Genomic DNA, 16,888 nt, shown 5'->3' on the forward strand with positions numbered 1-16,888 from the left:
GAAAATTTGCATTAGAGTATAGAAGAATTTGACGCCGTTGCGGCAAGGCGAAAGCAATAATTTACCGAATTTTTCAGGCGCTGGGCAGTAGTGCGAGGAAATTAATGCAGCACACCGGCAGATGCCGGTGTGAGAGGGGGAAAAATCAGGCGGAAGCTTCCGATGGCAGCTCAACCGGGGTATCCGGATGGTTGCCCCATTCGGCCCAGGAACCGTGGTAAGCGCGAATATCGAAGCCCAGCGCCTTGCCCACCAGATAGGTGAAACCGGAGCGATGGTGCCCCTGGCAGTGGGTGACTATTTTCTGTTTGTTATTCAGTCCCAGCGCCGCCAGGTACTCGCGGGCATCTTCACGGATGCGCAAACCCTGGTTGCGGTCCATCAGATTGGTCCACTCGCAGTTGATAGCGCCCGGAATATGGCCACCTTTTTGCGCCAGCACCCGCTCACCGCGGTATTCGGCCGGGCTGCGCGCATCCCAAACCACAAAGTTGACCTTGTCGAGATCGCGCAGAATATCCACCACCTCAACCACTACGGCCGGGTTAATCGTCACGTTCACTTTGGTGGGTTTAACGGTGGGAACCCGTTGCGACAGCGGCAGGCCGGAGTTGATCCAGGCATGCAAGCCGCCGTTGAGATAGGAGTAGCGGGTGTGCCCGATAGCGTCCAGGGTCCAGATAAAGCGCCCCGCCCAGCCGCCACCTTCGTCGTCATAGACAACAACATGGGTATCGGGCGTCAGGCCGAGAAAAGAAAATAACCGGTTGAGTTGATCTTCACTGGCAATTTTGCCGGGAACCGGTGGGTGGCCGCTCAATAGCCAGCGCGGCGGCACATGGATGGCACCGTCGATATGTCCCTGCTGATAATTTTCGTCACTCGATAAATCTACCAGCAGCAGATTGGTGGTCTGTACCTGCAGCGCCGCCAGTTGGGCGGGTTCAATAATGTAAGGTAGTGAGGACATAGTGGGCTCCGTTATTAAAATAATTGCAGCGGTACATTATTTGTCCATGTAACCGCCGCAAAAGTTCGATGGCTTCCTGACTTTATTGTGCCAACGTTGACAGAATATAGCGGTAGCTGTCCATACGGGTCTGGCTGATGTCGCCTTTTTCCAATGCCGCGAGAATAGCGCAGCCCGGTTCGTGACGATGGCTGCAGTCACGGAATTTACAATAACCGATAAACGGACGGAATTCAGCAAAGCCTTCCAATACCTGATCGGCATCCATGTGCCACAAGCCGAATTCGCGAATACCCGGCGAGTCAATCAACTGGCCGCCGCCCGGAAAGTGGAACAACCGCGCGTTGGTGGTGGTGTGGTTGCCCTGTTGGCGCTCGGACAGTTCACCGACGCGCAAATTGGCATCCGGCAACAAGGCGTTGATCAGCGATGACTTGCCGACGCCGGATTGGCCGACAAAGACACTGGTAAATTGCGAGAGATAACCGGTCAACACATCCAGGCCTTCGCCGGTTTGGGTAGAAATTTTCAATACCGTGTAGCCAAGCTTGCGGTAAGTGTTTTCCAGTGTGGTCATCTTGTCACGGGTGGCGTCATCAATCCGATCCACTTTATTGATCAACAGCACCGGCTCGATGCCGATTGTCCAGGCGGCAATCAGGTAGCGATCGACCAGGTTGGCATGGGCTTCCGGGTAGGGCGCAATAACAATGATCAGCCGGTCGATATTGGCGGCGATAGTTTTCATATCGCCGTGCGGATCAGGACGGGACAACTCGGTTTCGCGCGGCAGTACCGCGACGACTACGCCGTAAGGGTTGCCATCGCGCCAGACCACCCGGTCACCGGTGACCAGCGAACCCAGGTTACTACGGAAGTGGCAGCGTTTATGAGCACCAGGCGCGTCGATGGATTCCACCACCACCTGGGTGCCAAAGTGAGTGATGATAAGACCGTGCTGTTCGGGGCCAAGATCGCCCTCCTGCAGGTGCTCATCGGCAATATTATCGCGGCGCGTAGCGCGAGCGCTGCGTTCACTTTGAATTTTTTCAATACGCCAGGCCTGGCGACGGCTTAATTTTCTTTTGCTCATTTTCCGTTACAGATTGGCGGTTGTGGAAGTGGGTTTGAGGCGTTACTCTGCCGGCAATTGTGCCTGATCGTGGTTGAAAACACTCGAAAAAGTTATAAACGGTTTTTTTGCGACGGGTAGTGTTCGCAACCATTGCCCTTGAGGGCGAGTCAGGTTTTGGCGATTGGCTCTTTAACGGTAATTTGCAGGTAAACTGTATTTACCTATTTCTGTTGGTATCGAGGTTGATATGTTGAATGAAGATAACCTGATCTGGATTGATCTGGAAATGACCGGCCTGGAACCGGACAGCGATGTCATTATTGAGATTGCGACCCTGGTGACTGATGCCAATTTGAATATTCTGGCGGAAGGGCCGGTATTTGCTATTCATCAGCCGGACAGCATTCTGGATGCGATGGACGAGTGGAATACCAACCAGCACGGCAAGTCCGGTTTAACACAGCGGGTCAGGGAAAGTAACGTCAGCCTCGCGCAGGCCGAAGCGGAAACTATCGCCTTTCTGCGGCCGTGGGTGCCGGAGCGCAAGTCGCCCATTTGCGGTAATTCTATCTGCCAGGATCGCCGCTTTCTGGTGCGTGGTATGCCACAGCTGGAAGCCTATTTTCACTACCGCAATCTGGATGTGAGCACGGTAAAAGAATTGGCGCGCCGCTGGCGGCCGGATGTATTGGCTGGCGTGAAAAAATCCGGTGCGCATCTGGCGATGGATGATATTCGCGATTCCATTGCCGAGTTGCAGCATTACCGTGCCACTTTTTTCAAAGCCGATTGATACCAGGTTTGATCAACCGCCGGGGTAAAGTGATGTGATCATTTTGCGATGGCTGAACGGGTTTTCCGGTAGTTGAGTAACCATAAAAAAGTTGCAAAAAAAATCGCATCCAGGTTTTCCTGCGATGCGATTTTTTTACGTGGCGAAATTAATTACTTCATTTCGGCCAGAATTTTTTGCAGGCCTTTCATGGAGGCTTCAACCGCTTGCAGCGGAGTCAGGTTGTTTGGATACACTTCCTGCTCTACAACAAACCACTCGGTGCCGCCCACTTCACGTGCTGCTTTGATAACGGATTTCCAGTCAACAATGTCCTGACCAATAATAGACACTTTGTCTTTGGTGCCTTCCGGCAGGCCAGCTTTGAAATGGGTAGTTTTGGTACGGTTCGGGTACTTGCGAATGTACTCGGCACCGTCTTTACCCGCTACTGCAGCCCAACCTACATCCAGTTGCAGCACCACATTTTTCGGCGTGTTGGTGGCGATGTAGTCCCAGAAGGTGGAATCTTTAAAGTCAGCAAATTCCGGTGCGTGGTTGTGATAACCGGTTTGCAAACCATGCTTCTCGAGTTTCTTGGCAATTACCGCCAGCTCGGCATTCATGGCATCAACCGCTTCCGGATCGTAAGAGCGCTTGTCGTAAGGAACGATCAAAAATTTCGCGCCCAGCTTGCTGAAGAAATCGACGGTGTGGTCGAAGTTTTCTTCATTGAATTTGTCAAAACCAACGTGAGCGCCTGACGCTTGCAGACCCAGCTCGGCGAGGAATTTTTTCAAGCCTTCCGGATCATTTTCAAACTTGCCGTAGTTGCCGGCAAACTCAACACCCTGGAAACCCAGCCCGGCCAGTTTCTTCAGCGTGCCTTCAAAATCTTCTTTCAGGTCATCTTTAACCGACCAGAGTTGAACGCTGATTTTCGGATCAGTTGCCGCCTGAGTCGTCATGCCGATAAAGGCAAAACTGGCAAGAACAACCATTGTTAGTTTCTTAATTATATTCATAGTGTGGCCCTGTGTTGGTATTGAACAAGGTGAAACGGTGGTAACGCGGTTATTATCAGTCGGCAGTTGCACGGCAACAGACATGGTCCGCAAGCGTGTTTATACCGATTTTCCTGAGAAGCACGAGAGACTTAACTATCCTTTACCTTCTCCCGGCTTCCCTCAAGTCAGAGCTTGCCTTGCCGCAATTGTTCTACCGCGTAGCGGCAGGCTCTGGCTGTTAGTGCCATGTAAGTCAGTGACGGGTTCTGCCAGGCACTGGAGGTCATGCAGGCACCGTCGGTAACAAACAGGTTGGGTACATCGTGTGCCTGATTATAGCCATTCAAAATAGAAGTTTTTGGATCTTTGCCCATTCTGGCGGTGCCCATCTCATGAATGGACAAGCCTGGCGGCCATTTGCGGTCATGGGTTTTAACGTTTTTCAAGCCGATGGCTTCGAGCATTTCGCCGGCGGTTTCGGCAATGTCTTTTTGCATTTTCAAGTCGTTATCGGAGAAAGTGCAGTCGATCAGTAACTGTGGCATACCCCACTTATCTTTCAGTGTCGGGTGCAGCGTTACCTTGTTATCAAAATCAGGCAGCATCTCACCGGAGCCGTTCAGGCCAAAACTCCAATTGCCGGCATTGCGAATCGCGTGTTTGAAATCGGCACCGAAACCATCTTTGTTGGCAAAGCTTGACCAGTGTTCACGCTGGGCGCTGGCCTGGTAAGCATAGCCTCTTACAAACGGCGCATCCTGTTTGCTGACATTGCGAAAACGCGGCACGTACAGGCCGGTCGGGCGACGGCCGGAATAATATTCTTCAAGATGACCGGGTACGATACCGCTGGCACCGGCGCCGTAAAGGTGATCCATCAAATAATGGCCCAATACGCCGGACGAGTTGGCGATACCGGTAGGGAATTGTTCGCTGACCGAGTTCAACATGATCTGGGTGGTGCCCAGCGTTGAGGCGCACAGGAAAATAATTTTGGCGAAGTATTCGCGTACTTCCATCGTTTCGCTATCAATCACGCGCACGCCGCTGGCGCGACGGGTTTTCGGATCGTAGATAACGCTGTGCACAATACTGTTGGTAGCGATGGATAAATTACCGGTTTTTGCCGCCGCCGGCAGGGTAGAACTTTGCGTGGAAAAGTAAGCGCCAAAGGAACAACCTTTTTGGCATTCGTTGCGCGCCATGCACTGCACGCGGCCCTGCTCAACATGGTGCGGCGCCGGTTGCGATAGATGCGCACAGCGACCCATGATCAACTTTCTGTCGGAATATTTGGCCTCAAGCTGTTGCTTGATAACTTTTTCAACATTGTTGAATTCAAACGGGGGCAAAAATTTACTGTCCGGCAGTACCGGCATATTTTCTACCGAGCCACTGATGCCCGCATGGGTTTCTACGTGGTCGTACCAGTCGGTCAAATCGCCGTAGCGAATGGGCCAATCAACGCCATGACCATCTTTGGCATTGGCTGCAAAATCGAGATCACTCCAGCGGTAGGATTGACGGTGCCATAACAGTGACTTTCCGCCCAGTTGATTGCCGCGAATCCAGCTGAAGGGTTTTCCTTCCGGTGTGCTGTAGGGATAGTCGCGGTCGTTGCCATAAAAATGTTTGGTGGCATCGCTGAAGGCGTAGTTTTGTTTTTGCACCGCATATTGTTCATCGGCGACATTTTTTTCGATCGCGCCGCGAAATGGCATTTCCCAGGATTTTACACCTTCGCCAATATAATCCTTGCGGTGTTCAACCGGGCGGCCGCGCTCAACCATCAGCGTTTTCAGGCCTTGCTCGGTCAGCTCTTTCGCGGCCCAGCCGCCGGTAATGCCGGAGCCGACGACGATTGCATCGAAAATTTCCTGGCTTTTAATAATGTAAACAGAGTCACTCATAAGCTGCTCATCACGATGTGAATAGGTGTGGAAGAGGGCGAATTAATTAAAAATTCAATGCCCAGGCTTTGCCAACTTCGGAAAATTTGAAGTCGCCCCGGTAGCCGCCGGGAATGGCGAGATAAGCCAGCTCCTGCGTTGCACCAATTTCCGAGGTGTAATAACCGAACATCACCAGCGATTTGAACTGCTTGAAAAACTGCCGGTGGGTTTCGGTAAAGCCTTTACGTGCAGCTTCCATATCCTGTAGCAGCTGGATTTGTGCATCCGCGTCGAGAGCGACAAATACTTTTTTATGGCGTTGTTGCGCCTGCTCATCAAGCGTGGCAAGGCCATTTAAAATGGTCTGCTGCTCGCTTTGGTTAAAGCAGTAAGCCAGCTGATAATGAATAAATGTGTGCACATCGGCCGCGATAGCGCCGGGTGTATCGGTAGTGGGGATAATCAATTCTCCCAGCACTTTCACAAGCTCCAGTTGGGCTGCTTTGAGCAAACCTTGCTTCTTGCGTGATTGATCTATCGGTGAGGAAAAGCTCTGTGCCATCAAAGACAGGGATTGGCTGGATAAAGCCAGCCCGCATAGCACGGCCAGTTGTTTGATCGCCGTGCGGCGTTCAAACAGTTGCGCCGGGGTGTCGAGAATATCGTTATGCATGTAAATGCCCGATTTTTAGTAGAAGGTGTGTCGCTGAATAACTAACCAGGGTTTTGTGGGGCAAAATGTAATCGTTTACATGCGAAATTCAAGTTGATTTACAAAACCATACAGAAACCTGCGCCATTAAGGGCTGTGCTGTGGCTGGTGGGTAAAAAGGTAATAGTGGGCGCTGGCGAGGGGGCATAGTGGGAATATGAGGCATGAGCGAGCAGTCAGGCTGGCGCACCGCCATTCACCTGGTTGTTGTTATGAGGCGGGTCTGACGGATACTTCTTCCATAAAAAAACCGGAGCACAATGGCTCCGGTTTTTAACAAGCTGCCGCTTAGAAACGCAGTGCAACACCTGCGCTGTAAACGTCGTTGTCATCCCATTTGCTGTAGCCAACATCGAGGGAGAAGTGGTTGCTGAAGAACTGACGTGCTCTTACGCCCCATACGTCATCCCAGTTGGAATCTTCGTAATATTCGTAGGTGGCACCCAGGCTGAAGCTGCGGCTCAGGTAAAAGTCCACAGCCGCATTTACAACATCTTCGCCGTAAAAATATTCGTAACCGGCTTCAAAGTTAACGGCTTTACCACCGAGATCAGCAACGTATTTGGTACGCAGCGTCCAACGGTCTTTAATGTCGTCATCTTCGTAGAAATCGGTGGCGATCAACAGGCCGTCAATCGGTGTAATACCCAGGCTGGCATGCCAGTAGCTGCTTGGGTTAATGTTTTCACGGATGCGGGTTTCTTCGTTGCCCTGACGCTCCCAGCCGCGAATTCTGCTTTTGAAGTCACTCACACCACCGGCAATGTAGATCGGGGTGTTAGGAACATAAAACTCAACGTTCGCAGACGTCACACGATCTGTTGTTTTAGTGCGCAAATGAGCATCCAGTGCAGGGAAGTGCTGATCTTCTTTAAATTCATCCTGACCATAGCTCACAGAAATATTACTGGCTCTGTTCAAAAAGGCAGCTTCACCATAAACAAAGTTTTTCAGCTCTACTTCCTGAAAATACAATTTACCCGTAACAGAACCGCTATCGGAATCGTAACCACTGGTGTCGTAGTCTACGTGTCCGTAATCAACTTTCAGTTCCGTTTGATAGGTGTCTGCCATTGCAAAATTGGCGGCCATACCCAGAGCAACTGCAGTCGCGAGATGTTTTTGAATTCGCATAAAAAACTCCTAAATATGAAAATGTTGTCGACCGTTCTTTTTTTATGGTGATTTGAGTATAGCAACCGAAAAAAAAATGAAAGGAAGATTTAAAAAATATGTCATGAAAATAGTGTTTTGGCGCTAAATAGGCCGCAGGTGTTTTAAATCGCTTATTTTTGCTGGCTCGGCGTTATTTTCTTTTTAGTATTTGTGCTGTGTTTAAAAGAAATCGGCGCGATGTTTATAACCGAAAATTTATTTTGCTGGTTTTTTGTGCAAATTTTTCGCATTAAGGCGTTTTATCGCAGTGTGGCGTATGAATTAATATTCGGAGTTGTGATTATCGTCGTAAGCCGGGGTGTGTTTGTATCTCATTAAATAGGTGACGGTGTAGAGAGTTTTTTTGGCATTAGAGGCAGTTGAGCATGACGACATTTTTTAAATGTCGGCTTTTGCTGATTTGCAGTGAATAAAATGTGTTCGGCAAACGGCGGGTATCGGGTGGGGTTGGTGATGGCCTGGTGCAGAAAATATTCATCTGAATATTTATTTAAGCGCGCAAAGGGTTGAATAAATCAAGCGGTGTTTTTTTGCTTGTTTGCCGTTGGCTTGATGAAATACAGGTGCATGGCGACGCAGCGGCCGCGTTGCTTTGTGAGAGCCAATACTTGAGTGTGTCAGCTTTCTTTGCTGCTCAGGTTGAGGTTGTTATGAATTCTCACCGGCGCTTCGCTGTGTCGTGCGCGGGCTGTACGGAAAGACGTTTGTGGTGCTGATTATAAATTAGCCATCTGTTGATATTAAGCGGGGCGGCAGAGCGCCAGGTGATGCAGCCAGGCATAAATCGCAGACATAAAAAAACCGGAGCGAAAGCTCCGGTTTTTCAAGAGGCAAACTTCCGGTTACTTACACGTTGTAAGTAGAAGAAGCTGTGTTGCCGCCGCGACCGGTCCAGTTGGTGTGGAAGAACTCACCGCGTGGTTTGTCAGTGCGCTCATAAGTGTGCGCACCGAAGTAATCGCGCTGTGCTTGCAGCAGGTTGGCTGGCAAGCGGGCAGTGCGGTAGCCGTCGAAGTAGGTCAGGGCTGAGGTGATGGTCGGAGCAGGAATGCCGTTGGCAATGGCTGCTGCCGCTACACGACGCCAGCCAGCCTGGGCTGCATCAACGGTTTTCAGGAAGTACTCGTCCAGCAACAGGTTGTTGAGGTCCGGGTTCTTGTCAAACGCTTCCTTGATGTTGCCGAGGAAAGAAGAGCGAATGATACAGCCGCCGCGCCACATCAGGGCGATGCCACCGTAGTTCAGGTTCCAGCCGTATTCTTTGGCCGCCTCACGCATCAGCAGGTAGCCCTGAGCGTAAGAAACGATTTTTGAAGCGTAAAGTGCGTTGCGCAGGTCGTTGATAAAGGCTTTTTTGTCGCCTTCGAACTTCACTGCCGGGCCGCTGATCACTTTGGATGCAGCAACACGCTCGTCTTTTTGTGAAGACAGGCAGCGAGCGAATACGGCTTCGGAAATCAGGGTGAGCGGTACGCCCAGGTCCAGTGCGATAACACCGGTCCACTTGCCGGTACCTTTCTGGCCGGCGGTATCCAGAATCTTCTCAACCAGCGCTTCACCGTCTTCTTTGTAGCCGAGGATGTCGCGGGTGATTTCAACCAGGTAGCTGTCCAGTTCGCCAGTGTTCCACTCGGCGAAAACTTCGTGCATTTCGTCAGTGGTCAAACCCAGCAATTCCTTCATGATCTGGTAGGCTTCACAGATCAGCTGCATATCACCGTATTCGATACCGTTGTGCACCATTTTCACGAAATGGCCAGCACCGTTCTCGCCTACCCAATCACAGCAAGGGCTGCCATCGTCCACTTTGGCAGAAATGCCCTGGAAGATGTCTTTGACAAACGGCCAGGCTTCCGGAGAACCGCCAGGCATAATGGATGGGCCAGTCAGGGCGCCTTCTTCACCACCGGAAACACCGGTGCCGATGAAGCGCAGACCTTTGCTCGCCAGGTAAGCGGTACGACGGTCAGTATCCGGGTAATGTGTGTTACCACCGTCGATAATGATGTCGCCTGCTTCCAGGTGAGGAATCAATTGTTCGATAAAGTCATCAACTGCCTGGCCTGCTTTAACCATCAGCATAATTTTGCGTGGCTTGGCCAGTGACTGCACCAGTTCTTCAATGGAACGGGCACCGCGAATGCTCTTGCCCTGGGCGCGACCGGCCAGGAAGTTGTCGACTTTGTCGACGGAGCGGTTGTAAGCAGTAACGGTGTAGCCTTTGCTGGCCATATTAAGAATCAGGTTTTCGCCCATCACGGCGAGGCCGACCAGCCCTATATCCGAAAGTGGTTTCATAATGCAATTAGCCTATCGTCTGTGGTTGATACTTTGTCACGGAATGGCACCGCTCCCTTCTCCGGCAGCGCTCTCTTTTTAGGGCGGCTATTATTCATGTTTATATAAAAAAATAACAGCGGCAATCAGCCATATATATCGCTATATAAGCGATTGAGTGGCTCAATCGGGGCGATCTTTACACTTCTCTGCGTATTTTTCGTTTGCGGCGGTGCTGCGGATTAGCCTGTTGTGCCAGTGCCCAATCAATATGTTCCTGCACCATGGGTAAGCAATCCGGTCGTTTTTTGTGCAGTGCGGCGATGATGTCATCGGAGGAGGGGGCGTTGCCCAACCCCACGGCCAGATTGCGCAACCACTGCTGGTAGCCGATGCGACGAATCGCCGAGCCTTCGGTATGGGCCAGAAACTCGGCTTCCGTCCATTGGAAAAGTGTTAGCAGATCGCTGTTGGCGAGGCCGTGGCGAGGTTGAAATGCGCCTTCGCCGGTAAATTGGGCGTATTTATTCCAGGGACATATCGCCTGACAGTCATCGCAACCGAATATCCGGTTGCCGATCGGCTCGCGAAACTCCAGCGGGATGGCATCCTTGTTTTCGATGGTCAGGTAAGAGATGCAGCGCCTCGCATCCAGCTGGTAAGGCTCGGGAAAGGCGTCGGTGGGGCACACTTTCAGGCAGGCGGTGCAGTCGCCGCATCGGTTTACTTCTTCAGATACATCCACAGGCAAAGGCAGAAAGGTAAATATTTCGCCCAGGAAAAACCAGCTGCCCGCTTTGCTGTTAATGATCAGGGTGTGTTTGCCGGCCCAACCCAGCCCGGCTTTTTCTGCCAGAGGCCGCTCCATCACCGGTGCGCTGTCGACAAAGGCGCGGTTTTGCAAAATGCCTTTGCCGGGGTAACCGTCGGGCAGGGCATCGTCAATATTTTTGGCCAGTTGGGCAAGGCGTTTGCGAATCAGCTTGTGGTAATCGCGGCCCAGCGTATAGCGCGAGATATAGGCCTTATTGCTGTCTTTGAGGATGCGGATTTGTTCGGTGTCCGCCGGTAAATAATCCAGCCGTACCGAAATAACCCGTAAGGTTCCCGGTAGCAAATCGGCCGGGCGCGAGCGTTTGTTATCGTGGGCCGCGAGCCATTCCATGGAGCCGTGATAACCCTTTTCCAGCCAGGCTTGCAGCTTTTGCTCCTGCACCGACAGGTCAATATCGGTAATGCCAACCTGCTGAAAGCCCAGCTCACGCCCCCAGCGTTTGATGTCAGCGGTGAGCTGATTAAGGTCGGGTTGGTCAGGCATGACGGGAAGTAAACATGGCAGGGTGAAATGGGTTCAGGATTGAGGCCGCTATTGTGCCAGAAACCGCCTGTGCCAACCAGGCGATGAGCTTGCGTTCAAAGCGAGGGCATTTTGTTACCGGCTGGCGCATTTCTTCTGTGCGGGAGTTTTAACGCCTGGCGGGCATCTTGCGTATAATCGTCGCCAATTCTGTCTTTTTCCTTTTGTTCGGGTTTTCTGCATGGCGACCATTCGCTCGATTGACAACAAAACGCCGTCGGCGGAGCTGTACACCGCTGCGCAAGTACGCGCTCTGGATCAGGCCATCATCGCTGGCGGTGTGCCGGGCATTCAATTAATGAAACGTGCCGCAAAGGCCGCCTTCGATGTTTTGCTGGCGCGTTTCGGTCAGCCGGATTTTATTCATGTATATACCGGCGGTGGCAATAATGGCGGTGATGGTTATGTGCTGGCCGGATTGGCCGCCGAGCGCCGTTTGCCGGTCGAGGTTGTTGCGGTGGTTGCCCCGGAAAAACTCACCGGCGATGCACGCCTGGCCTGGCAATTTGCCCTGCAAGCCGGCGTGAAAATTCGCTCTTTTGCCGCTGATGCTCCGCCTGCCTCCGGGATCGTGGTGGATGCCCTGCTGGGAATCGGTTTTAGCGGCGAGCTCCGCGCTGATACAGCGGCGGCCATTGAGCAGATCAACGCCAGCCATTTGCCGGTGCTGGCGCTGGACATTCCGTCCGGCCTCAACGCGGATACCGGAGCGGCGGTTGCCGCCGCAGTGAGAGCGACAACAACCGTTACCTTCATCGGCCTCAAATGCGGTCTGGTCAGCGGTCGTGGCCCGGCCTTGTGTGGCGAGCTGGTGCTGGCGGATCTCCAGGTGTCAGAAGCGCACCGTCATGGCGTTACCCCTTCTGCGACCCTGTTGAATACCACCCGGTGTCTGGATTTGTTACAACGCCGTGCAGCCGATGCGCACAAAGGCGATTTTGGTCATGTGATGGTGATCGGCGGTGATGCCGGCTACGGTGGCGCGGCCTTGATGGCTGCGGAAGCGTCAGCCCGTGCCGGTGCCGGTTTGGTCAGCGTGGCAACCCGGCCTGAGCATGTCGCGGCGATTCTGGCGCGCCGTCCGGAAGTGATGGCTTGCGGTGTGGTGTCCGGCCAGGAGCTGGAGCCTTTGCTGGCGCGCCCGAGTGTGCTGGTTATTGGTCCGGGGTTGGGGCGTTCGCCCTGGTCTGAACAAATGTTGCAGCAAGCCATGAAAAGCGGCCTGCCGATGGTAGTTGATGCCGATGCGCTGAATATTATGGCGGCGGGTCGGGTGGTACCGACGGGCACCCGCCGCAATAACTGGATTCTTACTCCGCACCCGGGCGAAGCTGCGCGCTTGCTGAATACCGGCACCGCCGATGTGCAACAACAACGCTACCAACAGGTAACCGCGCTGCAGCAACAATACGGTGGCGCGGTGATTCTTAAAGGTGCTGGCAGCCTGGTGGCTGATCAAAACGGCGAGGTTGGTGTAGTGACTGCGGGTAACCCGGGTATGGCCAGTGGCGGTATGGGCGATATTCTCAGTGGTTTGCTCGGTGGTTTGCTGGCACAAGGGTTATCGGTAGGCGATGCCGCCCGTCTGGGAGCTTGCTTGCATGCAGAAGCTGCAGATCGCGCTGCGGTATTGCTCGGTGAGCGCAGCTTGCTGGCAACCGATTTGCTGCCCCAGGTGTGCGAATTGTTGCGTGGTCACTGAGTGAGTGAAATGATGCTTGAGCTTGTGGGATGAATATATGGCCAATTCAGTGATTCAGGCCGATGAATGGCTCATTCACGGCGAAGAGAATATGGTAGCGTTGGGGCGGCGTTTGGGGGATGTTTTATGCCGCCAGCCGGCCAGCGCGGTTATTTTTTTGCTGGGCGATCTCGGTGCCGGCAAAACGACGTTATCGCGCGGCATTCTCTATGCCTTTGGTCATTCCGGCGCGGTAAAAAGCCCTACCTATACGTTGGTTGAACCCTACCAGTTTGCCGATCGCCAGGTATTTCATTTTGATTTGTATCGACTTGGCGACCCCGAAGAACTGGAATATATGGGAATTCGGGATTATTTTGTGCATAACAATGTCTGTTTATTGGAATGGCCGGTGCGTGGCGAAGGTTATTTGCCGCAACCGGATTTAATAATTGCCACGCATGTCAGTGGTCAAGGGCGTCTGGTAAAAGTGCAGGCTAACAGCGCATATGGTGTGCAAGTGCTTCGAGCGTTGCAGCAAACCGTCTGAATTAATATAAAGAGTATTTTTGGGTGCACATGGGTTTTTCTTCGATCAGTTCAATCAAAGCAGGAATTTACGGGCGGCTGGCATTTGTGCTGACGCTGGCGGCGTGCTTTTTTCCTCCGCTATTACACGCTGCGCAAATTGACAGTGTGCGTGTCTGGCGCGCTCCCGACCATACCCGCATTGTGTTTGACCTCAGCGCTCCGGTGGAGCACTCGGTGGCAACGCTGGCCGACCCTGAGCGTTTATTGGTGGTGGTTCCTTCTACCGCATTAAAAGCATCGCTGGATAATTTGACGCTGGCGGATACGCCTATCTCTGCAATTCGCTTTTCTCACGATGGCCAGGACTTGCGGCTGGTTTTCGATTTGAAAAATAAAATTCAGCCGCGCAGTTTTATTCTGAAAAAACACGCCGATAAAGGCGATCGTCTGGTGGTGGATTTGCTGGATGATGTCAATGCTGCGCCGGTTGCAGCAACAGCCAATGCCCCGGCTCCGGCGGCCTCTTCTGCTCCGGCAACTGCTGCTACGCCGCCGCCAGCGAATCCGGTTTTACCGGCGGCAACGGTTAAACCCGCAGCCCCTTCTGCACCGCCACCGGCAGCAACCGCCAACCAGCGCAATATTGTGGTGGCGGTCGATGCGGGACACGGCGGTGAAGATCCTGGTGCGATTGGCCCCGGCCGCCTGCGCGAAAAAGATGTCACCCTGGCGATCAGTAAAGAACTGGTTGCAGCCATTAATGCCGAACGCGGTTTTGAAGCCAGGTTGGTGCGCACTGGTGATTATTTTATTCCGCTGAAAAAGCGCCGCGATCTGGCGCGCAACATGAAAGCCGATTTGTTTGTTTCCATCCATGCCGATGCTTTTACCAAGCCATCGGCGCGCGGCGCTTCGGTGTTTGCCTTGTCCCGCCATGGCGCTACCAGTGAAACGGCACGCTTTCTGGCGCAGCGTGAAAACGAGTCGGATCTTATCGGCGGCGTGGGCGGCATCAGTTTGGAAGATAAAGATCAGGTACTGGCCGGTGTGCTGGTGGACCTTTCCATGACCTCCACGCTGAACGACAGTTTGCGTGTCGGGCAGCAGGTTTTAAATTCCATGGGCAACATCGCCACCTTGCACAAGCGCCAGGTAGAGCAAGCGGGTTTTATGGTGCTGAAATCACCGGATGTGCCTTCTATTCTGGTTGAGACCGGTTTTATCTCCAACCCGGAAGAAGCGCGCAAGCTGGGCACACCGGCCTATCGCAAACAAATGGCGCAATCGGTTTTCCGTGGCGTGCGGCAATATTTTTTCCAGAATCCACCGCCCGGTACTTTTATTGCCGCGCAGCGCGCCAGTGGTGCGCAAATGGTCAGTGAACATGTCATCGCGCCGGGTGACACCTTGTCAGCCATTGCTCGCCGCTACAATGTGTCGGTGAACCAATTGGCGGCGCACAACGGTATGAAAAATCACTCCATCAAGGTTGGCCAAACGCTTAAAATTCCTGCCTCCTGATCCTTGCCTGCCCAACATCGGTTTTGCCCATGAACAGAATCAAATTGCTTACGCCTCGCCTCGCCAACCAGATCGCGGCGGGTGAGGTGGTCGAGCGACCGTCGTCGGTTATTAAAGAGCTGTTGGAAAACAGCCTGGATGCCGGCGCAACGCGTCTGGATATTGATATCGAAGAAGGTGGTATCAAACTCATGCGGGTGCGCGACAACGGCTCGGGCATTGAGCGCGACGATCTGCCGCTGGCGCTCAGCCGCCACGCCACCAGCAAAATTTACGAATTGGATGATCTGGAAGCGGTGGCAACACTCGGCTTTCGCGGTGAAGCACTTGCCAGTATCAGCTCGGTTGCGCGCCTCGCGTTAATTACCAGCACCAACGATGATGCCAGTGGCTGGCAGGCAGTGGCCGAAGGCCGTGACATGGAAACCGATGTATCGCCTGCACCGCATCCTCGCGGTACTACCGTTGAAGTGCGCGATTTGTTTTTTAATACACCGGCGCGGCGCAAATTTATGCGCACCGAAAAAACCGAGTACAACCATCTTGAAGAGGTCGTAAAACGTCTCGCGCTGTCCCGGTTTGATGTGGCTTTCAATTTGCGCCATAACGGGCGCATGGTGTACGCATGGCGCGCCGGTGATTCGCAGCTGGAGCAGGAGCGCCGTGTCGCTCAGGTGTGCGGTCCGGCATTTATGGAAAATGCTGTGCACATTGATATCGAACGCAACGGTATGCGTTTGTGGGGGTGGGTTGCGCTGCCCACGTTTTCTCGCAGCCAGGCAGATTTGCAACACTTTTATGTGAATGGCCGGTCGATCCGCGACAAGCTGGTGGGGCACGCGGTGCGTCAGGCGTTTCAGGATGTGTTGTTTAACGGTCGCCATCCTGCTTTTGTTTTGTATTTTGAGTTGGATCCGTCAACCGTGGATGTGAATGTGCATCCCACCAAACATGAAGTGCGCTTTCGCGATAACCGCAACGTGCACGATTTTATCTACAGCAGTTTGCACCATGCGCTGGCTCGCGTTACGCCGGAAGATACACTGGCAAAATCAGCAGATGCCGGTAGTGAGTCGCCGCTGCTTCCCGCCACCGGTGTTGCTATTGGCGAGTTTCAGGGACAAGAAAAACTGGGGCTGGCCAGCGCGGCGGTAAACACCGGTGAGCCTGCGGCGGCGCCATCTTCCGGCATGCAATATTCATCGCCCGCGTCGCCCGCCTATCGCTCCGGTGGTTTTTCCAGCGTGGCGGCGGGCGAGCAAATGCGTCGTTATCAGGAATTGCATCAGCCTGCCGGGTTGCCGGAAAACCAGGATGATATTCCGCCGCTGGGTTATGCGATTGCGCAATTGAAAGGCATTTTTATTCTGGCAGAAAATGCCCAGGGTTTGATTATTGTGGACATGCACGCGGCCCACGAGCGGATTGTGTATGAGCGGATGAAAAAATCCTTCGCGACGGGTGGTTTGCAAACGCAGCCTTTGCTGGTGCCGGAAAGTATTGCGGTCAGCCAGAAAGAAGCGGATTACGCAGAGCAACACGCCGATATTTTTCGCAACCTGGGTTTTGAATTGCAGCGCGCCGGGCCGGAGAGTTTGTTAATTCGGCAAATTCCGGTGATTCTCAACAAAGCCAAAGTGGAGCAATTGGTGCGCGATGTACTGGCCGATCTTATCGAGCACGGCAGCAGTGAGCGCATCACGCATCACATTAATGAAATTCTCGGCACCATGGCCTGTCATGGTTCGGTGCGTGCCAATCGTCGTCTCACCATTCCGGAAATGAACGCACTGTTGCGCGATATGGAAATGACCGAGCGCAGCGGTCAGTGCAACCACGGCCGCCCCACCTGGGCGATGCAATCACTCGATGAACTCGACAAACTGTTTATGCGTGGGCAATAACCTGTGACTGATT

General features: G+C 53.1%; 13 protein-coding genes. 5 read left to right on the plus strand and 8 right to left on the minus strand.

Annotation, left to right across the window (positions count from 1 at the left end):
* Positions 1 to 145: 145 nt before the first annotated feature.
* On the minus strand, positions 146 to 970 hold the full coding sequence (locus C4F51_RS03600) for a sulfurtransferase (RefSeq protein WP_193907231.1): 825 nt from the start codon (positions 968 to 970) through the stop codon (positions 146 to 148).
* An 82-nt stretch (positions 971 to 1,052) separates the two neighbouring features.
* Entirely contained in the window at positions 1,053 to 2,063 is a 1,011-nt protein-coding gene (gene rsgA / locus C4F51_RS03605; protein ID WP_193907232.1) for a small ribosomal subunit biogenesis GTPase RsgA, read from the minus strand.
* A gap of 229 nt (positions 2,064 to 2,292) precedes the next feature.
* Between rsgA and orn the strand changes: the two genes are divergently transcribed.
* Positions 2,293 to 2,838, plus strand: coding sequence for an oligoribonuclease (gene orn, locus C4F51_RS03610; RefSeq protein ID WP_193907234.1), 546 nt, complete (start codon positions 2,293 to 2,295; stop codon positions 2,836 to 2,838).
* Between the two features lie 152 nt (positions 2,839 to 2,990).
* Here the strand turns inward: orn and C4F51_RS03615 are convergent, their stop codons facing one another.
* The 6 genes from C4F51_RS03615 to queG all read right to left on the minus strand — a co-directional run bounded on the left by C4F51_RS03615 (position 2,991) and on the right by queG (position 11,199).
* Entirely contained in the window at positions 2,991 to 3,842 is an 852-nt protein-coding gene (locus C4F51_RS03615; protein WP_193907236.1) for a sugar phosphate isomerase/epimerase family protein, read from the minus strand.
* Between the two features lie 167 nt (positions 3,843 to 4,009).
* Complete coding sequence (locus tag C4F51_RS03620) at positions 4,010 to 5,734, minus strand: GMC oxidoreductase (protein ID WP_193907238.1); 1,725 nt, start codon at positions 5,732 to 5,734, stop codon at positions 4,010 to 4,012.
* A gap of 46 nt (positions 5,735 to 5,780) precedes the next feature.
* Entirely contained in the window at positions 5,781 to 6,389 is a 609-nt protein-coding gene (locus C4F51_RS03625; protein WP_193907240.1) for a gluconate 2-dehydrogenase subunit 3 family protein, read from the minus strand.
* A gap of 327 nt (positions 6,390 to 6,716) precedes the next feature.
* Positions 6,717 to 7,562 carry a putative porin gene (locus tag C4F51_RS03630; protein WP_193907242.1) on the minus strand — a complete coding sequence of 282 codons (846 nt, stop codon included), beginning with the start codon at positions 7,560 to 7,562 and terminating at the stop codon, positions 6,717 to 6,719.
* 888 nt (positions 7,563 to 8,450) lie between these two features.
* The gene (gnd, locus tag C4F51_RS03635) at positions 8,451 to 9,902 is read right to left on the minus strand and encodes a decarboxylating NADP(+)-dependent phosphogluconate dehydrogenase (protein WP_193907244.1); all 1,452 of its coding nucleotides are present in this window, start codon (positions 9,900 to 9,902) and stop codon (positions 8,451 to 8,453) included.
* Positions 9,903 to 10,080: 178 nt separating this feature from the next.
* Positions 10,081 to 11,199: a tRNA epoxyqueuosine(34) reductase QueG gene (gene queG / locus C4F51_RS03640; RefSeq protein ID WP_193907246.1), complete on the minus strand. Its 1,119-nt coding sequence runs from the start codon at positions 11,197 to 11,199 to the stop codon at positions 10,081 to 10,083.
* Positions 11,200 to 11,419: 220 nt separating this feature from the next.
* Here queG and C4F51_RS03645 point away from each other — a divergent pair, with 220 nt between their 5' ends.
* Genes C4F51_RS03645 through mutL form a run of 4 tightly spaced genes read left to right on the plus strand, consistent with a single transcriptional unit; the run spans position 11,420 to position 16,875 of the window.
* On the plus strand, positions 11,420 to 12,940 hold the full coding sequence (locus C4F51_RS03645) for an NAD(P)H-hydrate dehydratase (protein ID WP_193907248.1): 1,521 nt from the start codon (positions 11,420 to 11,422) through the stop codon (positions 12,938 to 12,940).
* 37 nt (positions 12,941 to 12,977) lie between these two features.
* Positions 12,978 to 13,469 (plus strand): tRNA (adenosine(37)-N6)-threonylcarbamoyltransferase complex ATPase subunit type 1 TsaE, encoded by a 492-nt coding sequence (tsaE, locus tag C4F51_RS03650; RefSeq protein WP_193907250.1) that lies wholly within the window; start codon positions 12,978 to 12,980, stop codon positions 13,467 to 13,469.
* A gap of 29 nt (positions 13,470 to 13,498) precedes the next feature.
* On the plus strand, positions 13,499 to 14,971 hold the full coding sequence (locus C4F51_RS03655; protein ID WP_193907251.1) for an N-acetylmuramoyl-L-alanine amidase: 1,473 nt from the start codon (positions 13,499 to 13,501) through the stop codon (positions 14,969 to 14,971).
* A 29-nt stretch (positions 14,972 to 15,000) separates the two neighbouring features.
* Positions 15,001 to 16,875 carry a DNA mismatch repair endonuclease MutL gene (gene mutL, locus C4F51_RS03660; RefSeq protein ID WP_193907253.1) on the plus strand — a complete coding sequence of 625 codons (1,875 nt, stop codon included), beginning with the start codon at positions 15,001 to 15,003 and terminating at the stop codon, positions 16,873 to 16,875.
* The last annotated feature ends 13 nt before the right edge of the window (positions 16,876 to 16,888 follow it).

The organism is Cellvibrio polysaccharolyticus (genome assembly GCF_015182315.1).
Taxonomy (GTDB): Bacteria; Pseudomonadota; Gammaproteobacteria; order Pseudomonadales; family Cellvibrionaceae; genus Cellvibrio; species Cellvibrio polysaccharolyticus.

Coding starts and splice junctions, on each gene's coding strand:
- C4F51_RS03600 (WP_193907231.1), bottom strand. CDS start 970: ATGTCCTCACTACCTTACATTATTGAACCCGCCCAACTGGCGGCGCTG.
- rsgA (WP_193907232.1), bottom strand. CDS start 2,063: ATGAGCAAAAGAAAATTAAGCCGTCGCCAGGCCTGGCGTATTGAAAAA.
- orn (WP_193907234.1), top strand. CDS start 2,293: ATGTTGAATGAAGATAACCTGATCTGGATTGATCTGGAAATGACCGGC.
- C4F51_RS03615 (WP_193907236.1), bottom strand. CDS start 3,842: ATGAATATAATTAAGAAACTAACAATGGTTGTTCTTGCCAGTTTTGCC.
- C4F51_RS03620 (WP_193907238.1), bottom strand. CDS start 5,734: ATGAGTGACTCTGTTTACATTATTAAAAGCCAGGAAATTTTCGATGCA.
- C4F51_RS03625 (WP_193907240.1), bottom strand. CDS start 6,389: ATGCATAACGATATTCTCGACACCCCGGCGCAACTGTTTGAACGCCGC.
- C4F51_RS03630 (WP_193907242.1), bottom strand. CDS start 7,562: ATGCGAATTCAAAAACATCTCGCGACTGCAGTTGCTCTGGGTATGGCC.
- gnd (WP_193907244.1), bottom strand. CDS start 9,902: ATGAAACCACTTTCGGATATAGGGCTGGTCGGCCTCGCCGTGATGGGC.
- queG (WP_193907246.1), bottom strand. CDS start 11,199: ATGCCTGACCAACCCGACCTTAATCAGCTCACCGCTGACATCAAACGC.
- C4F51_RS03645 (WP_193907248.1), top strand. CDS start 11,420: ATGGCGACCATTCGCTCGATTGACAACAAAACGCCGTCGGCGGAGCTG.
- tsaE (WP_193907250.1), top strand. CDS start 12,978: ATGGCCAATTCAGTGATTCAGGCCGATGAATGGCTCATTCACGGCGAA.
- C4F51_RS03655 (WP_193907251.1), top strand. CDS start 13,499: ATGGGTTTTTCTTCGATCAGTTCAATCAAAGCAGGAATTTACGGGCGG.
- mutL (WP_193907253.1), top strand. CDS start 15,001: ATGAACAGAATCAAATTGCTTACGCCTCGCCTCGCCAACCAGATCGCG.